Source organism: Roseovarius sp. W115 (assembly GCF_032842945.2).
Classification (GTDB): Bacteria; Pseudomonadota; Alphaproteobacteria; order Rhodobacterales; family Rhodobacteraceae; genus Roseovarius; species Roseovarius rhodophyticola.
The window spans coordinates 2,448,346-2,469,107 of sequence record NZ_CP146606.1 but is presented as its reverse complement, the minus strand read 5'-3'; the positions used below and the strand labels follow the sequence as shown (position 1 = coordinate 2,469,107).

General features: G+C 56.1%; 25 protein-coding genes and 1 other annotated feature. Of the genes, 11 read left to right on the top strand and 14 right to left on the bottom strand.

Features of this window, described 5'->3' with window-relative positions:
• Positions 1–3: 3 nt before the first annotated feature.
• Positions 4–771, bottom strand: coding sequence for an NAD kinase (locus tag RZS32_RS12535; RefSeq protein ID WP_317057309.1), 768 nt, complete (start codon positions 769–771; stop codon positions 4–6).
• A gap of 162 nt (positions 772–933) precedes the next feature.
• On the opposite strand from RZS32_RS12535, the gene glyA reads away from it, so the two are divergent.
• Positions 934–2,241, top strand: coding sequence for a serine hydroxymethyltransferase (gene glyA, locus RZS32_RS12530; protein WP_317057308.1), 1,308 nt, complete (start codon positions 934–936; stop codon positions 2,239–2,241).
• A 60-nt stretch (positions 2,242–2,301) separates the two neighbouring features.
• Here glyA and RZS32_RS12525 read toward each other — a convergent pair whose 3' ends face one another.
• Positions 2,302–2,685 (bottom strand): hypothetical protein, encoded by a 384-nt coding sequence (locus RZS32_RS12525; protein ID WP_317057307.1) that lies wholly within the window; start codon positions 2,683–2,685, stop codon positions 2,302–2,304.
• 83 nt (positions 2,686–2,768) lie between these two features.
• On the opposite strand from RZS32_RS12525, the gene RZS32_RS12520 reads away from it, so the two are divergent.
• Positions 2,769–3,536, top strand: coding sequence for an alpha/beta fold hydrolase (locus RZS32_RS12520; protein WP_317057306.1), 768 nt, complete (start codon positions 2,769–2,771; stop codon positions 3,534–3,536).
• A 9-nt stretch (positions 3,537–3,545) separates the two neighbouring features.
• Here the strand turns inward: RZS32_RS12520 and RZS32_RS12515 are convergent, their stop codons facing one another.
• The gene (locus RZS32_RS12515; protein WP_317057305.1) at positions 3,546–3,734 is read right to left on the bottom strand and encodes a CTP synthetase; all 189 of its coding nucleotides are present in this window, start codon (positions 3,732–3,734) and stop codon (positions 3,546–3,548) included.
• A gap of 1,087 nt (positions 3,735–4,821) precedes the next feature.
• Positions 4,822–4,998, bottom strand: coding sequence for a hypothetical protein (locus tag RZS32_RS12510; protein ID WP_317057304.1), 177 nt, complete (start codon positions 4,996–4,998; stop codon positions 4,822–4,824).
• A 330-nt stretch (positions 4,999–5,328) separates the two neighbouring features.
• Here RZS32_RS12510 and RZS32_RS12505 point away from each other — a divergent pair, with 330 nt between their 5' ends.
• The 3 genes from RZS32_RS12505 (at position 5,329) to RZS32_RS19005 (ending at position 7,014) form a co-directional block, all read left to right on the top strand.
• Entirely contained in the window at positions 5,329–5,652 is a 324-nt protein-coding gene (locus tag RZS32_RS12505; RefSeq protein WP_317057303.1) for a hypothetical protein, read from the top strand.
• Positions 5,653–5,720: 68 nt separating this feature from the next.
• Positions 5,721–6,266, top strand: coding sequence for an REP-associated tyrosine transposase (locus RZS32_RS12500; protein ID WP_317057302.1), 546 nt, complete (start codon positions 5,721–5,723; stop codon positions 6,264–6,266).
• Between the two features lie 37 nt (positions 6,267–6,303).
• Positions 6,304–7,014: a DUF4062 domain-containing protein gene (locus tag RZS32_RS19005; protein WP_422395914.1), complete on the top strand. Its 711-nt coding sequence runs from the start codon at positions 6,304–6,306 to the stop codon at positions 7,012–7,014.
• On the opposite strand, the gene RZS32_RS12495 is transcribed toward RZS32_RS19005, so the two are convergent.
• A protein-coding gene (locus tag RZS32_RS12495; RefSeq protein ID WP_422395913.1) for an IS3 family transposase occupies positions 6,950–8,178 on the bottom strand; the annotation gives its coding sequence in 2 pieces (ribosomal slippage) (positions 6,950–7,884 and positions 7,884–8,178; 1,230 coding nt in all). The genes RZS32_RS19005 and RZS32_RS12495 overlap by 65 nt on opposite strands.
• Positions 7,775–7,891, bottom strand: a sequence feature (AL1L pseudoknot). (Overlaps the previous gene by 117 nt.)
• 92 nt (positions 8,179–8,270) lie before the next feature.
• On the opposite strand from RZS32_RS12495, the gene RZS32_RS12490 reads away from it, so the two are divergent.
• Positions 8,271–8,816, top strand: a complete 546-nt coding sequence (locus RZS32_RS12490) for a hypothetical protein (protein WP_317057301.1) — start codon at positions 8,271–8,273, stop codon at positions 8,814–8,816.
• 48 nt (positions 8,817–8,864) lie between these two features.
• Here RZS32_RS12490 and lepA read toward each other — a convergent pair whose 3' ends face one another.
• Positions 8,865–10,664 (bottom strand): translation elongation factor 4, encoded by a 1,800-nt coding sequence (lepA, locus tag RZS32_RS12485; protein WP_317057300.1) that lies wholly within the window; start codon positions 10,662–10,664, stop codon positions 8,865–8,867.
• A 114-nt stretch (positions 10,665–10,778) separates the two neighbouring features.
• Positions 10,779–11,216: a hypothetical protein gene (locus RZS32_RS12480; RefSeq protein WP_317057299.1), complete on the bottom strand. Its 438-nt coding sequence runs from the start codon at positions 11,214–11,216 to the stop codon at positions 10,779–10,781.
• Positions 11,217–11,430: 214 nt separating this feature from the next.
• Between RZS32_RS12480 and RZS32_RS12475 the strand changes: the two genes are divergently transcribed.
• Together RZS32_RS12475 and RZS32_RS12470 are read left to right on the top strand one after the other, a co-directional pair.
• The gene (locus RZS32_RS12475) at positions 11,431–11,985 is read left to right on the top strand and encodes a hypothetical protein (RefSeq protein ID WP_317057298.1); all 555 of its coding nucleotides are present in this window, start codon (positions 11,431–11,433) and stop codon (positions 11,983–11,985) included.
• A gap of 158 nt (positions 11,986–12,143) precedes the next feature.
• Positions 12,144–12,524 carry a hypothetical protein gene (locus tag RZS32_RS12470; RefSeq protein ID WP_317057297.1) on the top strand — a complete coding sequence of 127 codons (381 nt, stop codon included), beginning with the start codon at positions 12,144–12,146 and terminating at the stop codon, positions 12,522–12,524.
• A gap of 7 nt (positions 12,525–12,531) precedes the next feature.
• Here RZS32_RS12470 and RZS32_RS12465 read toward each other — a convergent pair whose 3' ends face one another.
• Entirely contained in the window at positions 12,532–13,335 is an 804-nt protein-coding gene (locus tag RZS32_RS12465; protein ID WP_317057296.1) for an ABC transporter permease, read from the bottom strand.
• A gap of 138 nt (positions 13,336–13,473) precedes the next feature.
• Between RZS32_RS12465 and RZS32_RS12460 the strand changes: the two genes are divergently transcribed.
• Positions 13,474–14,037 (top strand): GcrA family cell cycle regulator, encoded by a 564-nt coding sequence (locus RZS32_RS12460; protein WP_317057295.1) that lies wholly within the window; start codon positions 13,474–13,476, stop codon positions 14,035–14,037.
• A 17-nt stretch (positions 14,038–14,054) separates the two neighbouring features.
• Complete coding sequence (locus tag RZS32_RS12455) at positions 14,055–14,942, top strand: DMT family transporter (RefSeq protein WP_317057294.1); 888 nt, start codon at positions 14,055–14,057, stop codon at positions 14,940–14,942.
• On the opposite strand, the gene RZS32_RS12450 is transcribed toward RZS32_RS12455, so the two are convergent.
• Positions 14,921–15,763: an MBL fold metallo-hydrolase gene (locus RZS32_RS12450; RefSeq protein ID WP_317057293.1), complete on the bottom strand. Its 843-nt coding sequence runs from the start codon at positions 15,761–15,763 to the stop codon at positions 14,921–14,923. The genes RZS32_RS12455 and RZS32_RS12450 overlap by 22 nt on opposite strands.
• 54 nt (positions 15,764–15,817) lie before the next feature.
• Complete coding sequence (locus RZS32_RS12445) at positions 15,818–16,423, bottom strand: endonuclease/exonuclease/phosphatase family protein (protein ID WP_317057292.1); 606 nt, start codon at positions 16,421–16,423, stop codon at positions 15,818–15,820.
• A 51-nt stretch (positions 16,424–16,474) separates the two neighbouring features.
• Between RZS32_RS12445 and RZS32_RS12440 the strand changes: the two genes are divergently transcribed.
• Entirely contained in the window at positions 16,475–16,792 is a 318-nt protein-coding gene (locus tag RZS32_RS12440; protein ID WP_317057291.1) for a hypothetical protein, read from the top strand.
• 11 nt (positions 16,793–16,803) lie between these two features.
• Here the strand turns inward: RZS32_RS12440 and RZS32_RS12435 are convergent, their stop codons facing one another.
• From RZS32_RS12435 to RZS32_RS12420, 4 genes are read right to left on the bottom strand one after another with little or no spacing between them, the layout of a single operon-like run.
• Positions 16,804–17,388: a GNAT family N-acetyltransferase gene (locus tag RZS32_RS12435; protein WP_317057290.1), complete on the bottom strand. Its 585-nt coding sequence runs from the start codon at positions 17,386–17,388 to the stop codon at positions 16,804–16,806.
• The gene (locus RZS32_RS12430) at positions 17,388–18,650 is read right to left on the bottom strand and encodes a M16 family metallopeptidase (protein ID WP_317057289.1); all 1,263 of its coding nucleotides are present in this window, start codon (positions 18,648–18,650) and stop codon (positions 17,388–17,390) included. Before RZS32_RS12430 ends, RZS32_RS12435 begins: the two co-directional genes overlap by 1 nt.
• Positions 18,647–20,035 carry a threonine synthase gene (gene thrC / locus RZS32_RS12425; protein WP_317057288.1) on the bottom strand — a complete coding sequence of 463 codons (1,389 nt, stop codon included), beginning with the start codon at positions 20,033–20,035 and terminating at the stop codon, positions 18,647–18,649. Before thrC ends, RZS32_RS12430 begins: the two co-directional genes overlap by 4 nt.
• Complete coding sequence (locus tag RZS32_RS12420) at positions 20,032–20,718, bottom strand: SURF1 family protein (protein WP_317057287.1); 687 nt, start codon at positions 20,716–20,718, stop codon at positions 20,032–20,034. The genes thrC and RZS32_RS12420 overlap by 4 nt, the downstream gene beginning before the upstream one ends.
• Positions 20,719–20,762 lie beyond the last annotated feature (44 nt).

Below are 20,762 nucleotides of genomic sequence, written 5' to 3'. Positions count from 1 at the left end.
AATTCAGGAAAACTGCTCACGCACAAGCCGTTCTTCCAGCCCGTGACCAGGATCAAAGAGGATACGGTGGCTGACACTGGGCTCGGATTTCACTTCGACCCAGAGCACATTGGGAAGCCAGTTGCTATTGGCGTCGGCCATGACCGGACGTTTCTCGGGATCGATCACGTCAAAGCGCACAGCGGCGTTTTTGTTCAATAAAGCCCCTCGCCAGCGACGCGGCCGGAACGCGGCCACGGCTGTCAAAGCAAGCACATCCGACCCGATGGGCAGGATAGGACCGTGTGCGCTGTAGTTGTAAGCCGTAGATCCGGCAGGTGTCGCCACCATCGCGCCATCGCATACCAGTTCTTCAAGGCGCAATCGCCCATCAATGGAAATCCGCAGTTTAGCGGCCTGCGGTCCGCTTCGCAGCAAGGACACCTCATTGATCGCAAGCGCCTCTTGCGTCTCGCCATTGACACACTGCGCCTTCATCAAAAGCGGGTTGATGACTTCTTCTTCGGCTTCCGAGAGACGCTCCATCAGGTCAGTTTCGCTATATTCGTTCATCAGAAAGCCGACCGTGCCCCGATTCATCCCATAGACCGGCACGCCGTGATCTCGCACTTTGTTCAGTGTCTCCAGCATGAACCCATCGCCACCCAGCGCCACGACCACCTCGGCCTTTTCCTCATCCACATGTCCAAATCGCGCCGCCAGCGCAGCGCGCGCGGTCTGGGCCAGTGGCACATCACTGGCCACGAATGCGATTTTTTCGTATTTGGGCATGACAGGTGCTTCCCGAGAACTAACTGGACCTCGATCGAACCACAAAATTGCAACCAGTGCCAGCGATGCCGGACTGCGAAAGAAAATTGTCGCTTTCCGGTCTTTCAAGGACACATAGTTTCCTATAGGAAAACTCGCCTGACCTCTTGCGGAGTAGACATTATGGCTCATGACGGACATCAATCATTTGTTTCAGAAGGTTTTTTCACCGAATCGCTGACCTCGCGCGACCCTGAGATCGCGAAGGCCATCGGCCTTGAACTGGGTCGTCAGCGCGATGAGATCGAACTGATCGCCTCGGAAAACATCGTCTCAAGCGCCGTGATGGAAGCGCAAGGCAGCGTGATGACCAATAAATACGCCGAAGGCTATCCAAGCCGCCGGTATTACGGCGGATGCCAGTTTGTCGATATTGCCGAGGATCTTGCGATTGAACGCGCCTGCAAGCTCTTTGATTGTGGCTTTGCAAATGTGCAGCCAAACTCGGGGAGCCAGGCGAACCAAGGCGTCTTTACCGCCCTTCTAAAGCCCGGCGACACCATTTTGGGCATGAGCCTTGATGCCGGTGGGCACCTGACCCATGGTGCTGCCCCCAACCAGTCTGGTAAGTGGTTCAAAGCGGTGCAGTATGGCGTGCGCAAAGAGGACAACCTGATTGACTATGATCAGGTCGAGGCGCTGGCCAAAGAGCACAAACCGCAATTGATCATCGCGGGTGGCTCCGCCGTACCACGTCAGATTGACTTCGCCCGGATGCGCGAGATCGCCGATATCGTCGGTGCCTATCTGCATGTGGACATGGCGCACTTTGCTGGTCTGGTCGCGGCGGGCGAGCATCCCTCGCCTTTCCCGCATGCACATGTGGCAACCACAACCACGCACAAAACCCTGCGCGGACCGCGTGGCGGCATGATCCTGACCAATGACGAGGCACTGGCCAAGAAGTTCAATTCCGCCATTTTCCCCGGCATTCAGGGTGGCCCCCTTATGCATGTCATCGCGGCGAAGGCTGTGGCATTCGGCGAGGCGCTACGCCCCGAATTCAAATCCTACATTCAGCAAGTGATCATCAACGCCCAAGCGATGAGCGACCAGCTGATCAAGGGCGGGTTGGATACTGTGACCCATGGCACAGACACCCATGTCCTGCTGGTGGACCTGCGTCCCAAGGGTGTGAAGGGCAATGCCACCGAAAAGGCGCTTGGCCGTGCCCATATCACCTGCAACAAGAACGGCGTGCCGTTTGATCCTGAAAAGCCGATGGTCACCAGCGGGATCCGACTTGGCTCACCTGCGGGCACAACGCGGGGCTTTGGCGAAGCAGAGTTCCGTCAAATCGCGGACTGGATTGTCGAAGTGGTCGATGGTCTTGCGGCTAATGGCGAAGACGGCAACAGCGCGGTTGAGGCCAAGGTCAAAGCCGAAGTGGCCGAGATGTGCGCACGCTTCCCGCTTTATCCGAACCTGTAAGCCAATCTTGAAATCAAAACAGCCTCGCGCAGCTTATGCTGGGCGGGGTTTTTTTTATTTTTAGATCAAGCCTTTCCAATGGATAATTGCAGCTGCCAAGGCGCAGATGATCAACAGGTTCATCACTGTTCCACCCGCCCAATTGAGCATCTTGCCTCTGCGGCGATCCACCGGATCAATCGATTTGAGGTGCGTCTCCAGCTCGGCAAAGGCCGATGAAACCTGATTGGGATCCACCTGTCGCATAACGATGGGGTGCGCCATTTTGCCTTGCGTTTCTGTCAAAATGCGCCCAGCGGCACGCATGCGCCGCGGCAACAGCCGTCCAGCGCGCTTGAACTTGCGCTCAAGCGTCTTGCCCCGCACGCCCAGCTTGGCGTGCAACATCTCCTCAAGATGCGCGGCGCGCTTGTGAAATTGCTCTTGGTCAATCACATTCGTCATCCCCCGGCCCGGCACTCTATCCGCTGGCGCGTGACCAAACAATGGGCTGGCACGCAAACGGGTCAAACTGTATCACGAAAGCCATGTTGAACATTGTGCACCATGGTTCAGAAGAACAGGCATCGCCACTCTTGATCGTGCACGGGCTTTATGGCTCGGCGCGCAACTGGGGCATGATTGCCAAACGGCTCTCTGATCGCGGACCTGTCTTGGCGGTAGATCAGCGCAATCATGGATTAAGCCCCTGGTATGACACGCAAACCTATCAGGATATGGCAGATGATCTCGCGCAGGTCATTGAGGCTGAGGGCATTGGCCCCGTCGACCTTTTGGGGCATTCCATGGGGGGTAAGGCCTCCATGGTTTTGGGACTCTGCCGCCCTGATCTGGTGCAACGTCTTGTTGTGGCGGATATCGCACCGGTTGGATACGGGCATAGCCAGATTCAGTATATCGAGGCCATGCGCCAGGTGGACCTCTCGCGGGTAGAGAAACGTTCGGATGCAGAGGCGCAGCTCGCGGCTCTGGTCGATGACAGGACACTGCAATCGTTTTTCACCCAGTCCCTTGATGTCAAAGGGAAAAAATGGTGGCTCAACCTGGACGTTTTAGCGCGCGACATGGATCAGATTATAGGGTTTCCAGAGGTCACGGGGCAATTTGACAAACCAACCTTGTTCGTCTCGGGTGCAGACTCGGACTACGTTTTGGCGGAGCATCGGGAAAAGATCAAAGCGCTGTTTCCAAACGCAAGTTTCGCCAAGATCAAGGGCGCCGGGCACTGGCTGCACGCGGAAAAGCCACGTGAGTTTGAGGCCGTGGTCAGGACGTGGCTCGACAACAAGGGTTGAAACGCGCGGTTATTTGTCCTGCGCAACCAGCCTTTTTGCAATGACCCAAGACACCGGTGCCGCCATGAGATAGCCGACCAACACGGCCGTCAAAATCTGCACCCAGGTGTCATAGCCCATGACAAGCGCGGCCACCACCAACGACCCTGCAACTGTAGATCCGATGAAGACATGTAACACGACCACAAGCCAACCCATGATATCCTCCGAGTTTGATGGCATCATGCCAGCAGAATATCACGGGGCTCTCCAGAGGGCTTTGATCCAGCGCAGAAACGCATGCTTTGGCCGTTGGCAGACAGAAAAACTTGCGCTGAAACCCACAATCAGCGGCAAAAACGTTAAATGACACAAGATATGGTTGACCACGACTCCTGCCCCGTGTACCGAAAGCGCACAGGTGTTAGACGCGGTAGCATCAACTGACAGCGGGGTCCGAAGGCAAAAGCCACGGACCCCGTTCGCATTCCATACCTCGGAAGAGTTCAGGAATTAGAAAAGGCGCCAGGTGCTCAGACGCGGTCCTTGCATCGTGACTTGGGTCTTGCGACCCGCGCCACACCCTGACGCCTTAAACCGGATGTTCCGCCCCTAGGGGGCCTCCGACCCAGCTGCATCCAACCTCGAAAGGCCTTCCGCCTCCCCTGGATTGCTCCAGAGGAACCTCAGGCATCTTGCGACCCCCAAGATGTTCCGCACCTCTCGCGAGATACGGCTGCCGCAACTTCCGAAGAAGTATTGGCGACGAAAAGAGGCCAAGGCCCCTATCCGTCTGCATCGACCCGGATTGGAACGCTGCATGTCCAACGCACCCGAAGGTGAGAGGGAAGCGGCGAACCGTTCCTGAACCTGTGCTGATGGTCGGTAAATCCGAAGACCCCCGGTTCCATCCGCGCGGGTCCCGAGGGGCCTTTGCGGCGTCACATTGGTTCAAAAGAACCGCTGTAACACTTCAAAGGTGACCGACACCCATGCCCTCACGCAAGAAAAAAGCACTGCAGCATGAAAATTTCTTGGGGATAACTTGTTGATATTCAGTGGGAATTCTCTGTGGATAAGTCAATATTTGGACGTGTTTCGGCACAGTTGCAAGAGCTTTGGAAGAATATCCGGGAAAACCGGGTGCACTCACTGATTTCTGCACCTGCAAACGCCATAAAACGCGGATGAAAGTAGAATCAGCATGAAAAAGCGACCCGGCTCCCTTGCAGGAACCGGGTCTACGAGGTCTGCCCCTTTGGAGGTTAATGGCCATTAGGCCGTGGCAGAAATCAGATAGTCATACTCAGACCGCTTGAGCCCGCGCAGTGCCGAGATCAAACTCAGGCTCCGATGCCTCATACGTGACATCTTTCCACAGTGTTGGCTCAGACATACCAGGCAACTCAAGTTGCCGTCGATCAAGCGCCTTCAGCGCATTGAGACGCCCTCGACGGGCAATCGTAAAATAGTCCACTTGCATAAAGCTTGTTCCCCACAACAAGACGTTACTCTTACCGGTGCCACATTGCGGCGAAATTGGGGCAAATTGAACAAAATTCTGTGAAACTAACTGTTTCCTATGACGAATTCATTGAACATCATGCCAGATGAAAATTACTTATTTTCAGTATTTTAAGTTACTATCCAGCGATGGCAGACCTTGCTCATTTTACTCGGCCTTTGCCTTGATTAAGGCGCCCCTTGCTGAAAATACGGCAAGAATGAGGCGCATATTGTTTGATTTTGGTTCGGACCAATCGCATAGTGCGTCAAGATATTTAAAGCTCACAACACACCTGGGGGTGAAACCATGAGCACGACACGCATTCTCGCCGTAAGCGCGGCGCTTCTGGTTCTGGGCAGCGGAGCGCAGGCGCATGACGTCACACGAAATAGCCATGGTGCACACGAGGACAATGTGGTCCTGGTGAGCTGCTACCGCGGTCCGTGGGAGGCCGTGATCTGGGACCGGCCCAACGACATCTTCATCGAAACACTGGAGGCCAATGGGCTCAGCACTCAGGATGCAATTCGCATTGCCGAGGCCGTGTGCCGTGATCCACGGCTGGTGGGCGACCGGGATGCGATGGTCAAACAGGTGCAAAAGCTGGTGAGGGAAGTGCGACGGGGTTAAGACGCCCCGGCGCATCGACTGAATGCGCCGTTCACAGTCCATTAGCCTGAACTCGGCGATAAAGGCGCATGTCCTTCTATCGCCGCCCAAGGGTATCCGGGGCAACCGTGTTCTTCACCGTTGCCCTGGCACAGCGTGGTGGATCGCTTCTGGTGGATGAGGTGACGCGGCTGCGCGCCGCTGTCCGGCAAACCAAAACCGAGCGTCCGTTTCACATTGATGCCTGGGTGGTCTTGCCCGATCACCTGCACGCGCTTTGGACATTGCCCGCCGGAGATGCGGATTTTTCGACGCGATGGGGTGCGATCAAGGCGCGGTTTACGATGTCGGTTCGTAGGGCGGGGTTCACCCCGCCATCCCGTTTGCCCATGGTCACTTCGGGACGATATGCCGGGGTGAACCCCGGCCTACGGCATGACAAAGGCGAGGTTGGCATCTGGCAACGCCGCTTTTGGGAGCACCACATCCGCGATGAGGCTGATTACCGTGCGCATGTCCGATATTGTTGGTTGAACCCGGTCAAGCACGGATTGGTCAAGCGGCCCGAGGATTGGCCCTATTCCAGCGTGCATCGGGATAGACGGTTTCAGAAGGACATGGATTTGATGTTGTAGGGCGGTAGGCCGGGGTTTACCCCGGCAAAGGCTTGCCATGTGTTATCGTGGAGGGGCCGGGGTGAACCCCGGCCTACGGTTGGGTGAAGTTGTAGGGCGGGATTTCGGCCCGTTAATTTGGATGCATAGTGGTGTGAAACCCCGCGCTACACTTGCTTCTACTCCGAAACCCACTAAGCAGCATATTAGCATTAGCTCATCAAAATCTCGGTCATCATCAATGTCACGCAAAAAGTACCAAGTTTTTCTTTCTTCGACTTACTCAGACCTGCGATCCGAGAGAGATTCAATAACTAAAGCGCTATATGAGATGGATTGCATACCTGTTGGCATGGAGGCCTTCCCAGCAGCCGATGAGGAGCAACTATCTTTCATCAAGAGGATCATCCAAGACACTGATTATTATATTTTAATTGTTGGAGCCAGATATGGGAGCCTTGACAGAGAAGGTGTTAGCTTTACCGAGAGGGAATATCAGTTTGCAAAGAGTATTGGAATTCCAATCCTAGCGTTCATTCATGACGACCCCGGAGGCTTAGACGAGAAAAAATCTGACCTTAGTGACGCAAAAAAAGCTGAGCAGTTCTACCGTTTTCGAAACGAAGTAATGGAATCACGAATGGTCAAAATGTGGAATGAAGGTGAACCGCCCCGGTTTTGCCGGAGACTGTTGAGTTCGTATTTCAAGCTGCGATTTTGTTTGATTTCAAGGCTTGTTCGTATTTCTCCTCCGCTTCGATTGGTGTGATGTAGCCGAGAGGTTCGAGCAAGCGTTCCCTATTGAACCAATCGACCCATTGCAGGGTTTCCCATTCGACCTGATCTTTGGACTTCCATGGCCCCAGCCTGTTGATGACTTCCGTTTTGAACAGGCCGATGATTGTCTCAGCCAGTGCATTGTCATAGCTGTCGCCGACGCTGCCGACGGATGGTTCCAATCCTGCATCGACCAAACGCTCTGTGTACTTGATCGATACATATTGCGATCCGCGATCTGAATGATGGATCAGTTTCTCAGCAGGTCTGCGCGCATGGATCGCCTGTTCGAGCGCATCCAAGACAAACTGCGTGTCCTGTGTTGTCGATGCTTTCCAGCCGACGATCCGGTTGGCGAAGGTATCAATGACAAAGCCCACGTAGACGAAGCCCCGCCAGGTGGACACAAACGTGAAGTCGGACACCCAAAGCTCGTTTGGCATCGCAGCCCGGAACTGGCGATTAACCTTGTCCAGTGGGCATTGATCGGCAGGCTGACCATAGGTGGTTTTGACCTTCTTGCCCCGCCGAACGCCTTGAATACCAAGCTGGCGCATCAAGCGTTCAACCGTGCAGCGGGCGATATCGATCCTCTCGCGCTTCATTGCATGCCACAGTTTACGTGCGCCGTAGACTGATCTGTTCTTCTCCCAAACGTCTTTCATCTCTTTGCGCAGATACGCATCCCGCTTGGCGCGATCCGATGCACGGTCAGGTTCGCGTTCAACGGCCAGATGCTCGTAGAAAGTCGACGGGGCAATCTGCAGAACACGGCACATCGGCTCGACCCCATGCACGCTTCGGTGCTCCTTGATGAAGGCAATCATTTGCGGAATGGGCGGTCGAGCTCCGCCTGTGCAAAATAAGCAGATGCCTTTTTGAGGATCTCATTGGCCTGACGCAGTTGCCGGTTCTCGCGTTCAAGTTCCTTGATGCGTTCCCTCTCAACCGTCGTCAGACCATCACGCTTACCCGTGTCTGTCTCATGTTGTTTGACCCAGATGCGCAGGCTGTCCCTGCTGCATCCAACCTTCTGAGAAATCGACAAGATTGCTGCCGATCTGCTCGCATATTCTGCCTCGTGATCCAAAACCATCCGCACCGCTCGGGCGCGCAGTTCCTCTGGATAACGTGTTCCGTTCTTCGTCTTTCCCATAACCCAGTATCCTTACTTCTGGGTCTCCGGCAAACAAGGGGCGGTTCAGTTCTGGACTTGCAGCATCTGTCGTCCTTGCTTTGAATAGAGCAATGAATGATTTTCCTAGAAACGGCTGGGTGAGAAGCGATGGAAGCGATGGCGAAGAGCTATTGAGAAAATTGGTTGAAACACAGACTGAGCTTTCGATTGCGCGTGAGAAATTGAGGGAATTTGAAATTCATAGAACCACTGCCGCAAGTTCTGCAGAACTAAAAGTAAATGTTGATTTGACGATCAAAACGTATGAACGAGATTACAATAGCTCAGTCGTAAAAGGCGCCGATGTCCAAGTCACATGCAATCTGCAAGAACTGTTCTCCGTTTTAGGACCGAACATTTTCGAACCATGCAATCAAGATAAAGTATCCAATATCTTGGCAGTCAGCGCAACTCGGGGAATACAGCTGAGAAACCCTGTCGCGTACAAATTTGAACTTGAGCGCGAGTCGCTGAATACGGTTCGATTACAACTTGAAGCAGCAGGTTTAATAAAGGTCGAGTACTTCAAAACCATGGGTGGATCGATGGCTAACTTTTGGACTGTGACTGACTTGGGGAAAGCCGAGACGCTGGCACTTCGCACTATAAAGAATTAACGACTATTTGTCAGGCTTTTCCGCGTTGCACCAGATTTAGCAAGTAGTTTACCCATCCATCTTCAGCGCCGAAATAAACGCCTCCTGCGGAATATCCACCTTCCCGAACTGGCGCATCTTTTTCTTGCCCGCCTTCTGCTTTTCCAGAAGCTTTTTCTTCCGCGTGGCATCTCCGCCATAGCATTTGGCCGTCACGTCTTTGCGCAAGGCGGAGAGCGTCTCTCGGGCGATGACTTTGCCGCCGATGGCCGCCTGGATCGGAATTTTGAACATGTGGCGCGGGATCAGGTCTTTGAGCTTCTCGCACATGGCCCGACCGCGCATTTCGGCCCGGTCGCGGTGCACCATCATGGAGAGCGCATCGACCGGTTCTTCGTTCACCAGCACGGACATCTTCACAAGGTTGTCCTCGCGGTAGCCCTCCATCTGGTAGTCAAAGCTCGCATAGCCCTTGGTGACAGATTTCAGCCGGTCGTAGAAGTCGAAGACCACCTCATTGAGCGGCAGGTCATAGACCACCATCGCGCGGCTGCCCGCGTAGGTCAGGTCAAGCTGAATGCCGCGGCGGTCCTGGCAGAGTTTCAGCACATCTCCGAGGTAGTCATCCGGCACGAGGATCGTGGCCTTGATGCGCGGCTCCTCGATGTGATCGACGGTCGACGGATCCGGCATGTCGGCGGGGTTGTGCAGATCGATCTGCGTGCCGTCTTTCATATAGACGTGGTAGATCACGCTGGGCGCTGTGGTGATCAGTTCAATGTCATATTCCCGCTCTATCCGGTCGCGGATCACCTCAAGGTGCAGCAGGCCGAGAAAGCCGCAGCGGAAGCCAAAGCCGAGGGCGGCGGAGGTCTCCATCTCGAAACTGAAGCTGGCGTCGTTGAGGGCCAGTTTGTCGATGGCGTCGCGCAGGTCTTCGAATTGCGCGCTGTCCACCGGGAAGAGACCACAGAAGACCACCGGTTGTGCGGGTTTAAAGCCTGGCAAGGGCGTGTCGGTGCCCTTTTTCTCATGGGTGATTGTGTCGCCCACGCGGGTGTCACGCACCTGTTTGATGGAGGCTGTGATGAAGCCGATCTCACCCGGGCCGAGCGCGTCGATATTCTGCATTTCAGGGCGGAAGACGCCGATGCGGTCGACGCCGTATTTGGCCCCGGTTTGCATCATTTTGATCTGGTCGCCCTTCTTGAGCATCCCGTCCATGATCCGCACCAGCACGACGACGCCAAGGTAGGGATCATAGCAGCTGTCGACCAGCATGGCTTTGAGGGGGGCATCGGAGTCGCCGGTTGGGGCGGGCAGTTCTGTCACGATGGCTTCCAGCGTTTCCACGATGCCTTCGCCGGTCTTGGCCGAGACAGCGATAGCCCCTGACGCGTCGATGCCGATAACGTCCTCCACCTGTTCGGCGACGCGGTCGATGTCGCTGGCGGGCAGGTCGATTTTGTTGAACACCGGCACGATCTCATGATCTGCGTCAATGGCCTGGTAGACATTGGCCAGCGTCTGCGCCTCAACCCCTTGGGTGCTGTCCACCACCAGAAGGGAGCCTTCAACCGCGCGCATCGACCGGCTGACTTCATAAGCGAAATCCACGTGACCGGGCGTGTCGATCAGGTTGAGCACATAGGCCTCGCCATTCTTGGCAGTGTAGTCGATGCGCACTGTGTTGGCTTTGATCGTGATGCCGCGCTCTCGCTCGATATCCATGCTGTCCAGAAGCTGCTCTTTCATGTCCCGTTCCGCCACCGTGTTGGTGGATTGGATCAGGCGGTCAGCCAGCGTGGATTTCCCGTGGTCAATATGCGCCACGATGGAGAAATTGCGGATATGCGAAAGCGGTGTCATGCTTGGGATATGCGGTGGAAAGGGTGAGCCGTCAATGGGGTATGACACGCAGTAGCGCGTGCGCGTGACGCGCACTCATGCTTCAAAGCATGCGCATCTGCCGCGCCTTGTGCATCACGTGCCGGGCTTGCTGGCGCCAAACGACAAAAACGTGTCCTGATCGCGCATCAGAAAGAGCGCAAGCGATGCTCCCAAAACCGGAAAAGATGCAGCAAAGAGCAAATTTCCCTCTCCGCCCAGAGAGGTCAGGATACTGGGCAACGAGACGACCAATGTTGCAAGGTTCATCAAAAACACACCACCCGTGGTGAAGAGTTTCAGAACACCTGCGCCAAACGCCAGCAGAAATAGAATTTGCGCGACGCCAATGATGTAAACGAGCCCTTCACCAAGCTCGATGCCATAAAACTTGCCGAAAATTCCGGACCCTCCCTCGGTGACGCCGTAGGACGCCGGGGTCATGATTTTGAACACCGCCCACATCAGCATAAAGATCAGCAAAGACATGCGAAGGGCAAAGAGGGCATATGCTGTTGAAGTCGGAGATGACATGGGATGATGCCTCTTTTTTATGTCGCCAAAGGATCGTGACAGCCAAATGATGAAATGGCCCAAGAACAGTGAAATATGTCAGTTTTACGGGACCACAAGCCCGAGCAGGCGCGGTATGCGGCATGCTTGAGGATCGTGCACAGGAAAACGTGATCTCACCAAAGTTGATGCGCACCGCGCCGGGTCGTAGAGTTAGGCCAAAAGGAGCAGGTTTATGAAACTCCAACTTTGTGCAGTGACCTTAGGTCTGATGTTTTGCCAGATCGCGCTGGCCGCGCCTTCTACTGTTTCACTTGGCGGTGCCCCTACATTAGGTGGCGGTGAATATTCCACAGGCGGCGGCATTACAATTGCAGTTGAACCGCGGCGCACCGTTGATGATCAACTGGCGCTTTGTGGGGTCTGGGCGCAGAGTGATCGGCTCATCGCTTATGTTCGCAGATCAGGCCCTTCTGTTCTGGACCGCGGCAGTCTGGCGGTGAATGGGCGTGTCGTATATCGGGACCTCAGTTTCCTCAACCAGGTCGCCCCAAGCAAAAGCTATGCCAAATCCGAAGCCACTTGCGTTGGCACATCTCTGCCATGGCAAGGCAATGCAAGCGTCGAAATACGGATTCCACGGCATGTCGTGGTGCAGGATCGCGACGGATCACGTGACGGCATCGAAATCCGCTTTGGCCCGAGCGAGGCCGCGAACCCGGCGTTGCTGTCTGGTTCAGTGCTCCCATCGCGCTTCACCTCCTGGAAAGGCACGTTTCGTGGCAACTGAACCGCGACGCGCCGGAGCCAGCAGGCTTGAACCGGGTACAATATCTTGAGAATTGAAAAACCCCGGCCAATCGGGCAAAAGGGGCGCAACTAAAAAACGCCAATTGTTTTGGTGTGAAAACAGCAAGTGTCAGTATTCGAGCAGGGTACAGTCTAATTATGAAACACGCGTTATTCGTCGCGACGATGCTGAGCCTCGCGGCCTGCAGCAGCCCAGAACGGTTTGAGAACACGTCTCGCGTGACGCCGGCCTCGGCCACAGCACCAGCCACGGTGGCGCGTGTCGCGCCGGTCGCATCTGGCCCAATTAGCCAGGCCTGTTTGTCGTCGAGCCGCGAGGCCCGTTCACGTGCGCTGTGTGGCTGCATTCAGTATGCGGCGAATGAAACCCTGACTGCATCGCAGCAAAATCGTGCGGTGACCTTCTATTCTGACCCCGCAGCAGCACAGTCCATTCGCCAGTCTGACCGTGCCAGTGACGAACGGTTCTGGGACGCCTATCGCGCCTACGAGGAGCGGGCGGAGGCGATTTGTCGCTGAAATCACGCTACGGCTTGAGCCGGTAGCCTTTCTCGAACATCCACCAGGCCAGCGCGGCAACCGCCATCGTTGACAGTCCGACAACCGCAAAACCCAGTTCCGGGCTGGAATCCGACACACCAATCATTCCGTACCGGCCCCCGTCGATCAGGTAGAAAACCGGATTCACATGCGTGATCACCGAGAGCATCGGTGGCAAATCCTGCACCGAGTAAAACGTACCTGACAAAAAGGCCAAAGGGGTCACAACAAAGTTGGTAATCGCGGCCATCTGGTCGAACTTGTTGGCGAATATACCCGCCACCAGCCCCAGCGCGCCGAGAAACACCGCGCCCAGGGCGACAAATCCCAACCAGATCAAGGGGTGTTGCGGCACAAGCCCAACAAACACGGCCAAACCCAGCGCAATGGCCAGTGCGACCAACACCCCGCGCGCCAATGATCCGGCAAGGTACCCTAGGACCATTTCCAGCCCCGAAAGCGGCGGCATTAGTGTGTCGACGATGTTGCCCTGCACCTTGGAGATCACCACCGACGATGAGGTATTGGCAAACGCGTTCTGTATGACCGTCATCATCAGGATGCCAGGGGCTATGAAAAGCGCGAAATCCACGCCCATCACGTCGCCCCGGCGCGCCCCAATTGCAATTGTGAAGATCACCATAAACAGACCCGCCGTGACGAGAGGCGCCATAAGCGTTTGGGTCCAAACAGACAAAAAACGCAGGATTTCCCGCGCCGCCAGCGTGTAAAGCCCAAGCCAGTTCACGCGCCCAAAGCGGCGCAGTCCCATATCAGAGCGATCTTGCATCAGATTTCCTGCATCAGCGGTGGGTTTCTTGGACGAGTACGGCTTGTAACTCGTGATGCAGTGTTTAGAATAAGGCCTTCGGGATGAAAACCGGGCTGTCAACAAAAAGACACCCAAACGTCAGAGGATAGGTGCCCCATGTCGTGGAACGACGAGCGCGTTGAGCTTTTGAAGAAAATGTGGGGCGAAGGTCAGTCGGCCAGCCAGATCGCCAAAGAGCTTGGCGGTGTGACCCGGAATGCTGTGATCGGCAAGGTGCATCGTCTGGGCCTGTCCAATCGCAGTGGCTCGGGCGGATCAGAATCCGCCAAGAGCAAAACCGCAGCCAAGGCCAAACCGGCCGCACGTGCAAAAGCGGCCAAGGCGGAACCCAAAACCGAGGCTCCAAAGGAAACCGCTACAGCAACTCCTGTCAGCCGTGTTAAGGCGATCATACCCGCAGGACAGCCTTTGCCACCGCAACCCTCAGCCAATGAGATTGACCCGGCGGCTTTGGCCAAGGTCAATGAGATTGAGAAGAAGGCCAAGAAACTCTCGCTTATGGAACTGACCGAACGGACCTGCAAATGGCCCGTGGGCGATCCGGCCACCGATGATTTCTGGTTCTGCGGCCTGCCGGTGCAATCGGGTAAACCCTATTGCGAGGCACATGTCGGTGTAGCGTTCCAGCCAATGAGTGCGCGTCGCGACCGCCGTCGCTAGCGCCCGTCTGATCCGATGTGACACGCCCTGCTGACACCTCAAACTGGGGCATAGCGTTTATGGTCGCGGCCATGATCGTGCTGCCTTTTGGGGATGCCCTGTCCAAACTTCTGGTGCAAAAGTTCCCACCAGAGCAGATCACATGGATGCGCAACCTTTTTCACTTCGGGCTTCTGCTCCCCGTGATTGGAGCGCAGCGAAAAAGTTTTGATTTCAAGGAATTATTGCAACCTTTTCAGGTAACACGCGGCCTTTGCTTTGTGGCCATGACGGTGTCTTACGTTGCGGCGCTGATCTGGATGCCGCTAACAGACGCCTTGGCGATTGTCTTTCTGTTTCCCTTGATCGTGACAGGTCTGTCTTGGCTGGCTTTGGGAGAACACGTTCGTTCTTTGCACTGGGGCGCAGTGGTGCTCGGGTTCGGCGGAGCGTTACTTGTCATTCAGCCTGGAATTGGGACACCCAATATTGGTTGGCTCTTTGCCCTGTTCGCGGCATTTTGCACTGCGATCTATGTGGTGCTGACACGAAAGATGTCCCACGGATCTTCATCTCTACTGCTATTGGTTGGACCTGCTGCTATCGGATCATTGATCCTGGCCCCGGTGATGCTGGTACGATGGGTTCAGCCAACCCTGTGGGAGCTTTTTTTGATGGCATCAGTCGGCGGATTGGCTGCCCTGACCCATTTCCTGATCATCCTCGCCTATGCGCGCGCAGCGGCCAGCATCGTGGCCCCGTTCAGTTATGTGCAAATTCTTGGAGCCACCGCTCTAGGGGCGCTGATGTTTCAGAATATTCCGGATGCCGTCACGGTCTTGGGCCTTGGGATCATTGTCGCTAGTGGGCTTTTGGTGTCCCTTTCAAAACAAGGCGGAGAGCCTCATTCATTTTCAATCAAATAGGCCGGTCTGAGCAGCATGATTGTCGGCTGCGATGGAAGTGTATCAAGCGATACCGTCAAAGCATTTTCTCCTGTTTCGACAACGGCAAAGCTATCTTCCATCCCATTCAGAAACCGCGCCAAAGTTGCATCGCCAAACCAGTGCATTGGGATCACGATGGAAGAGCGCAAGCGCTGGATTACCTTGATCATCTCGTCAATCCGCAATGTGTATCCGCCGTCCACCGGGGCCAGAAGCACATCGACCCGTCCCAGCGCCGCATATTGCTCATCCGTCGGCTGATGATGCAGATGCCCCAGATGCCCAATGCACAGCCCCGCCGCTTCAAAAACGAAAATGGAATTGCCCTTGGGTTCCGAGACGGTCCCAAACGCCGCACGAATATCGGTCGAGACATTGCGTATCACCATATCCCCCAGGTCGAGGTGGTGTTCGATCCCTTGCCCAAACTCCTCGCCCCAACCACGCAGCACATGCGGGATGGCGGGGTCAGGAAAGGCGGTCCAATGGGTGGAATGGGCGTGGTTCATGGTGACCACGTCAGGGATGAAATCCACATTGCCAACAAACCCGGTGAAGTCTGTGACCGCGTCAGTGCCGCCGTGGGACTGAATAAGGAAGGAGGCATGGGCGATGTAATGGATGCGCACGCGGTTGGTCGGCACGGCGTCCTTGAACGAAGCTTGATGCAGGTATGTAAGGCCTGGTGCGGCCTCAGCGACGGCCCGGCAATGGCTGGGCGTGCGCTCGATAGGTTCCTGAGCGAAAAGGGGTGTGGTCGAAAATGTAAGACAGATGAGACACGCGAATAAGCGGATCATGGCAAACCTCCGATCTATCGATGGTAGCGCGCCCTGAGAGAAAGTCAGAGATTTTTAAGGCAGCTTAATCCGCGCCAGCAAACCCATATGATCGGACGCGAGGCGAGGTCGTCTTTCGACATGGCCTGTAACGCCTTTGGGGACAAGCACGTTGTCGATGGCAAGCGGTAAATATGGTCGACCAGAAAGATATGTATTGCGATACGGCCCCAGAGGCTCATTGCCCGCAGCCTTGGCCAAACGCACAACACTGCCGCCCCAGGTGACCATATTGAAATCCCCTCCGATCAAGATCGGTCCCTCCATAGACTGCAATTTGTCTTCTATCAGGCTGGCCTGTGCAAATTGACCAAAGGGAAAGGGCCACTCAAGATGGATTGAAACAACCCACACAACCTGTCCCTCAGGGATACGCACCTGAACCCCAGCCATACCTGCCCCGTCGAGACAAAAGTTTGTGTTGTCGACAACGGGCAATGACGTCAGGACCCCAACTTCTTGATGCGGTCGAAAGGGGCAAATGACAGAAAACGGGTAGGCCTCAAACAACGGCGCCATGAATTTTCGGTTGTGGTCTGACACCTCTTGCAAAGTGATCACGTCGGCTTGAGACGCGATGATTTCCTCGGCCAAGGGCGTGCGCGGCCAGGATTTGCTCATCAGGTTCTTCTGATACAGTGTCAGGCAGGGCCCTTCGCATGGCAGATTAGATTGAAAGTACCCCATCCCCAAAGGGACAAGTGCCACCAACGCGGCACCGCACGCAACGATGGCCAAAAGCTTTGCCCTGCCCCAGAAAAGAAATGGCACCAGCAACACCAACAAGATTCCGACTGGGAAGCGGATCACGGCAGCAGAGTTACCCGGGGCAAAAAACTGTCCAGTAAAGGAAAGTACCACAACACCAATCAAAGCGACGCAGAACCAAACGGTGCAGGTCTTCAATATCGCTTTGGTTTTCATACGATCAAAACTCCGCGTCACATACTGGTGCTGATACGCCCGCTTTGCCACACGGAAAAAGGTTGAGCAGTTGCGCGTTACCCAGCATCCGTCCGGCCACGGCGGTCAGACCGCAAGGCGGCATAAAGCACATGTGTGCGCCAGCGCCCGTCGATTTGAAGGTAGCTTTGCGCCACCCCCTCATATTTGAATCCGCATTTTTCCAGAAGACGTCTGGACGGTTGGTTTTCGGGCAGGCACGCCGCCTCTAGCCGCGACAGGTTCAACCGCTCAAACGCATGATGCACCATCGCCAGAAGCGCCTCCCGCATGAAGCCCTGTCGTGCATAGGGTTCGCCCGTCCAGTAGCCAAGCGTGCCTGCCTGGGCCGGGCCACGGCGGATATTGTCGAGCGTGATCGCGCCCAAAAGCACGCTATCTTCACGCCGAATGAGGAAAAGCGGCACGGCAGACCCTTGCGAGATTGAGCGCTGCGACCAGTGCACACGGTTGGCAAACCCTTTGCGCGAGAGATGGTCAGAGGCCCATTGTGGCTCCCACGGCACCAAAAACTCGGCGCTGCGTTCGCGCAAGGACGACCATTCGCGAAAATCCGTCAAAACCGGAGGGCGCAACGTCAGGCGCTCTGTCTCAATCCGGATTTTACGACGCGGCATGAACATCACGCGGCGCGCCTGTCCTGCAAATCCTGAAGGCTCGGGGCGTTTTCGACCGGACCATAGAGCGCCAAAGCAGCCGGGGCTTTGGTCGCGATTTGTTCGGCCAGGGCGCGTAAATCGCCGAGGCTAACAGCGTCGATCTTGTCCACCACCTCTTCAAGACGCGGCACACGGCCCCAGATCTGCAGCATGCGCGCCAGCCGCTCGGCCCGGTTCGATGAGCTTTCCAGCCCCATCAAAAGCCCCGCCTTCATCTGCGCGCGGGCGCGATCCAGTTCGGCCTGACCAAAATCTTCTGCGGCGCGCTTCATTTCATCGACTGTGATTTGCGCCAAGCCAGCCATTTCCTCGGCGGATGTGCCGGCGTAGATCGTCATCATGCCCGTGTCGCTATAGGCCCCTGCCTGAGCATAGATCGTATAGCACAGCCCGCGTTTTTCGCGGATTTCCTGAAAAAGCCGCGACGACATCGAGCCGCCCAGCGCTGAGGCGTAGATCTGTGCTGTGTGAATGGCGGGATCAAGATAGTCCGGGCTTTCAAATGCCAAGGCAAAATGCGCTTGCTCCAGTGACTTCACAGTGCGCCGCTCTCCGCCTGCGAATTGCGCAGCAGTGGCTTCCACCCGGTCAGACGCAGGCATGTCGCCAAAAAGTGTCTCTGCCAGGCGCACCAATGCGTCGTGATCTACCGCCCCTGCGGCGGACAGGATCATTTGACCGGGCAGATATCTTTCATCGACAAACCGCTTGAGATCCTCACGCGAAAAGGCACGCACGCGCTCTTCTGCGCCAAGGATCGTGCGGCCCAGTGGGTGATCGGGATAGGCCTCTTCCTGCAACCAGTCGAAAATGATGTCATCGGGTGTATCAAGCGCCTGCCCGATTTCCTGAAGGATCACGCCGCGCTCAATCTCGATCTCACGCGGGTCAAACACCGGATTGCGCAGGATATCGGCCACCACATCCACCGCCAGTGGAACATCCTCGGCCAGAACACGGGCGTAAAACGCTGTGACCTCTCGGCTGGTATAGGCATTGATATACCCGCCCACATCCTCAATCGCTTCGGCAATCTGCAACGCGCTGCGTGTCGTCGTGCCCTTGAAGGCCATATGCTCTAGAAAATGCGCGATACCGTTTTGCGCAGGCGCCTCATGGCGTGCCCCGGCCAGAACCCACACACCAATGGCCGCCGATTGCAGGCCGGGCATGTGTTCCGTCACAACGCGGAACCCGTTGGGCAATGTGGTCAGGTTAACACTCAATGCGGCAGGCGCTCTTTGATCAACGACTCAATGGCGTCAAGGTCATTGGCAACCCGTGTGACGCGTTCTGACCGCTCATACAGGTCCGACATGGCGCGAGGCAAGGGCGGATGCACCCCTGCGGCTTTTTCGACCGCTGCAGGGAACTTGGCAGGATGCGCCGTCGCGAGTGTGATCATGGGCGTGGCCGGATCACGCAGGTCATTGGCAACCTTCACGCCAACCGCAGAATGGGGGCAAAGCAGCTCGGCACTCTGCGCAACTGTGGCTGCGATGGTGGCGGAGGTATCTTCCTCGCTGCAACGCCCCGAAGCAAAGCTTTCCTGCAAAGCCTGCAAGGCGCCTTGGCTGACCGAAAACCCACCTGCTTTCAGTTCATCCATCAACTGCGCAACGGCGGCACCATCCTCTCCATAAGCATAATACAAAGCGCGCTCAAAGTTGGAGCTGACCTGAATATCCATTGATGGGCTGATTGAGGGAACGACACCGTCGGGTTTGTACTCAGAGGTCGTCAGGCACCGGTGCAGGATGTCGTTCTGGTTCGTAGCCACCACAAGCTGATCAATCGGCAGGCCCATTCGCTTGGCGATGTAGCCGGCAAAAATGTCTCCAAAATTTCCCGTGGGCACGGTGAAACTCACCTTGCGATGCGGTGCACCGAGGCTCACGGCGGAGGTAAAGTAATACACCACTTGCGCCAGCACCCGCGCCCAGTTGATCGAGTTGACCCCAGCCAGCCCGACCCCATCGCGGAACGCGAAATCGTTGAACATATCCTTCACACGCGCCTGCGCGTCATCGAAATGCCCATCAATGGCCAGCGCATGCACATTGCAATCCGAGGGTGTCGTCATCTGACGCCGCTGCACCTCAGAGACACGGCCATGAGGGTAAAGGATAAAGACATCCACCGCCTCCAGACCCCGGAACGCCTCAATAGCGGCCGAACCAGTATCACCTGAGGTCGCCCCCACAATGCACACGCGTTTGCCAGAGCGCTTGAGCGAGGCCTCGAAAAGCTGCCCGATGAGTTGCATCGCGAAGTCTTTGAACGCGAGCGTCGGACCGTGGAAGAGTTCCAGAAGGAAGTGTCCGCTGTCGAGCTGCTTCAAAGGCGCACGCGCATCATGGCCAAAACCGTCATAGGCCCGCGCGATGATCTCGTGGAATTCGTCATCGGTGAAGGCATCCCCCAGAAAGGACCGCATGATGCGAAACGCCGCCTCTTCGTAGGACACACCATGGAGCGCTGCGATCTCATCATGGCTCAGCGTCGGTATCGTCTCGGGCAAATACAGCCCACCATCGCGGGCAAGCCCCGAAAGCATGGCGTCTTCAAAGCTCAGAACCGGCGCTTGGCCACGGGTTGAAATATACTTCATGGGTCTGTCCCCTGCGCCGGTTTGCGGCTGCGAAAGATGAGATAGCCGGTCATCCCCAGCCAGATTGCGGCCAGCGAAAACCAGGTGATGGCGTATTGCAAGTGATCGTTGGGAATGCCGTTCGTGTCGACGGGCAGCGGCGTCATGGCGCTGTCTGGTTGCGACATTTCTCGTGCCACAAGCAAAACCGGCTCGGTCCCAAACACGTCAGCCATCTGCGCGATGTCGCGCGCAAACCAGATGTTGCCCTCAAGATCGTTTTCCGGCGTGGAACTGTTGCGGTCATCCGGCCAGTGCAGATTGCCAGTGACCGTCACTTGCCCCGGGGGTGGCGGCTGCAACTCTTTGTCCAGCTTGAGGAACCCCCGATCCACCAAGATCAGACGCCCTGTCTCCGTTTCAAAGGGTGTGACAATCAAATGCCCTGCCCCGATCTTCTTCCGGCTGACCAAAACGCGCAAGGCCCCGCCACCGAACGTGCCAGTGACTTCTACCGGCAAGTATTTATGCACCGAGGCGTCTGGGCTTTCGGGCAAAGGCGCGGGGGCCGCCGCGATCTTTGTCGCAATCTCCTCCAGCACGCCCTCTTTCCAGGCCAATCGCTGCACTTGCCAGACCCCCAGAGAGATCAGGATGCCAGCCCCGACGAGACCAAAAAGCAAGGGAACAAGCAGACGCATCATCACCAGTTTTCCCAGAAATCGCGCCCTTCTACCAAGCTGAGACC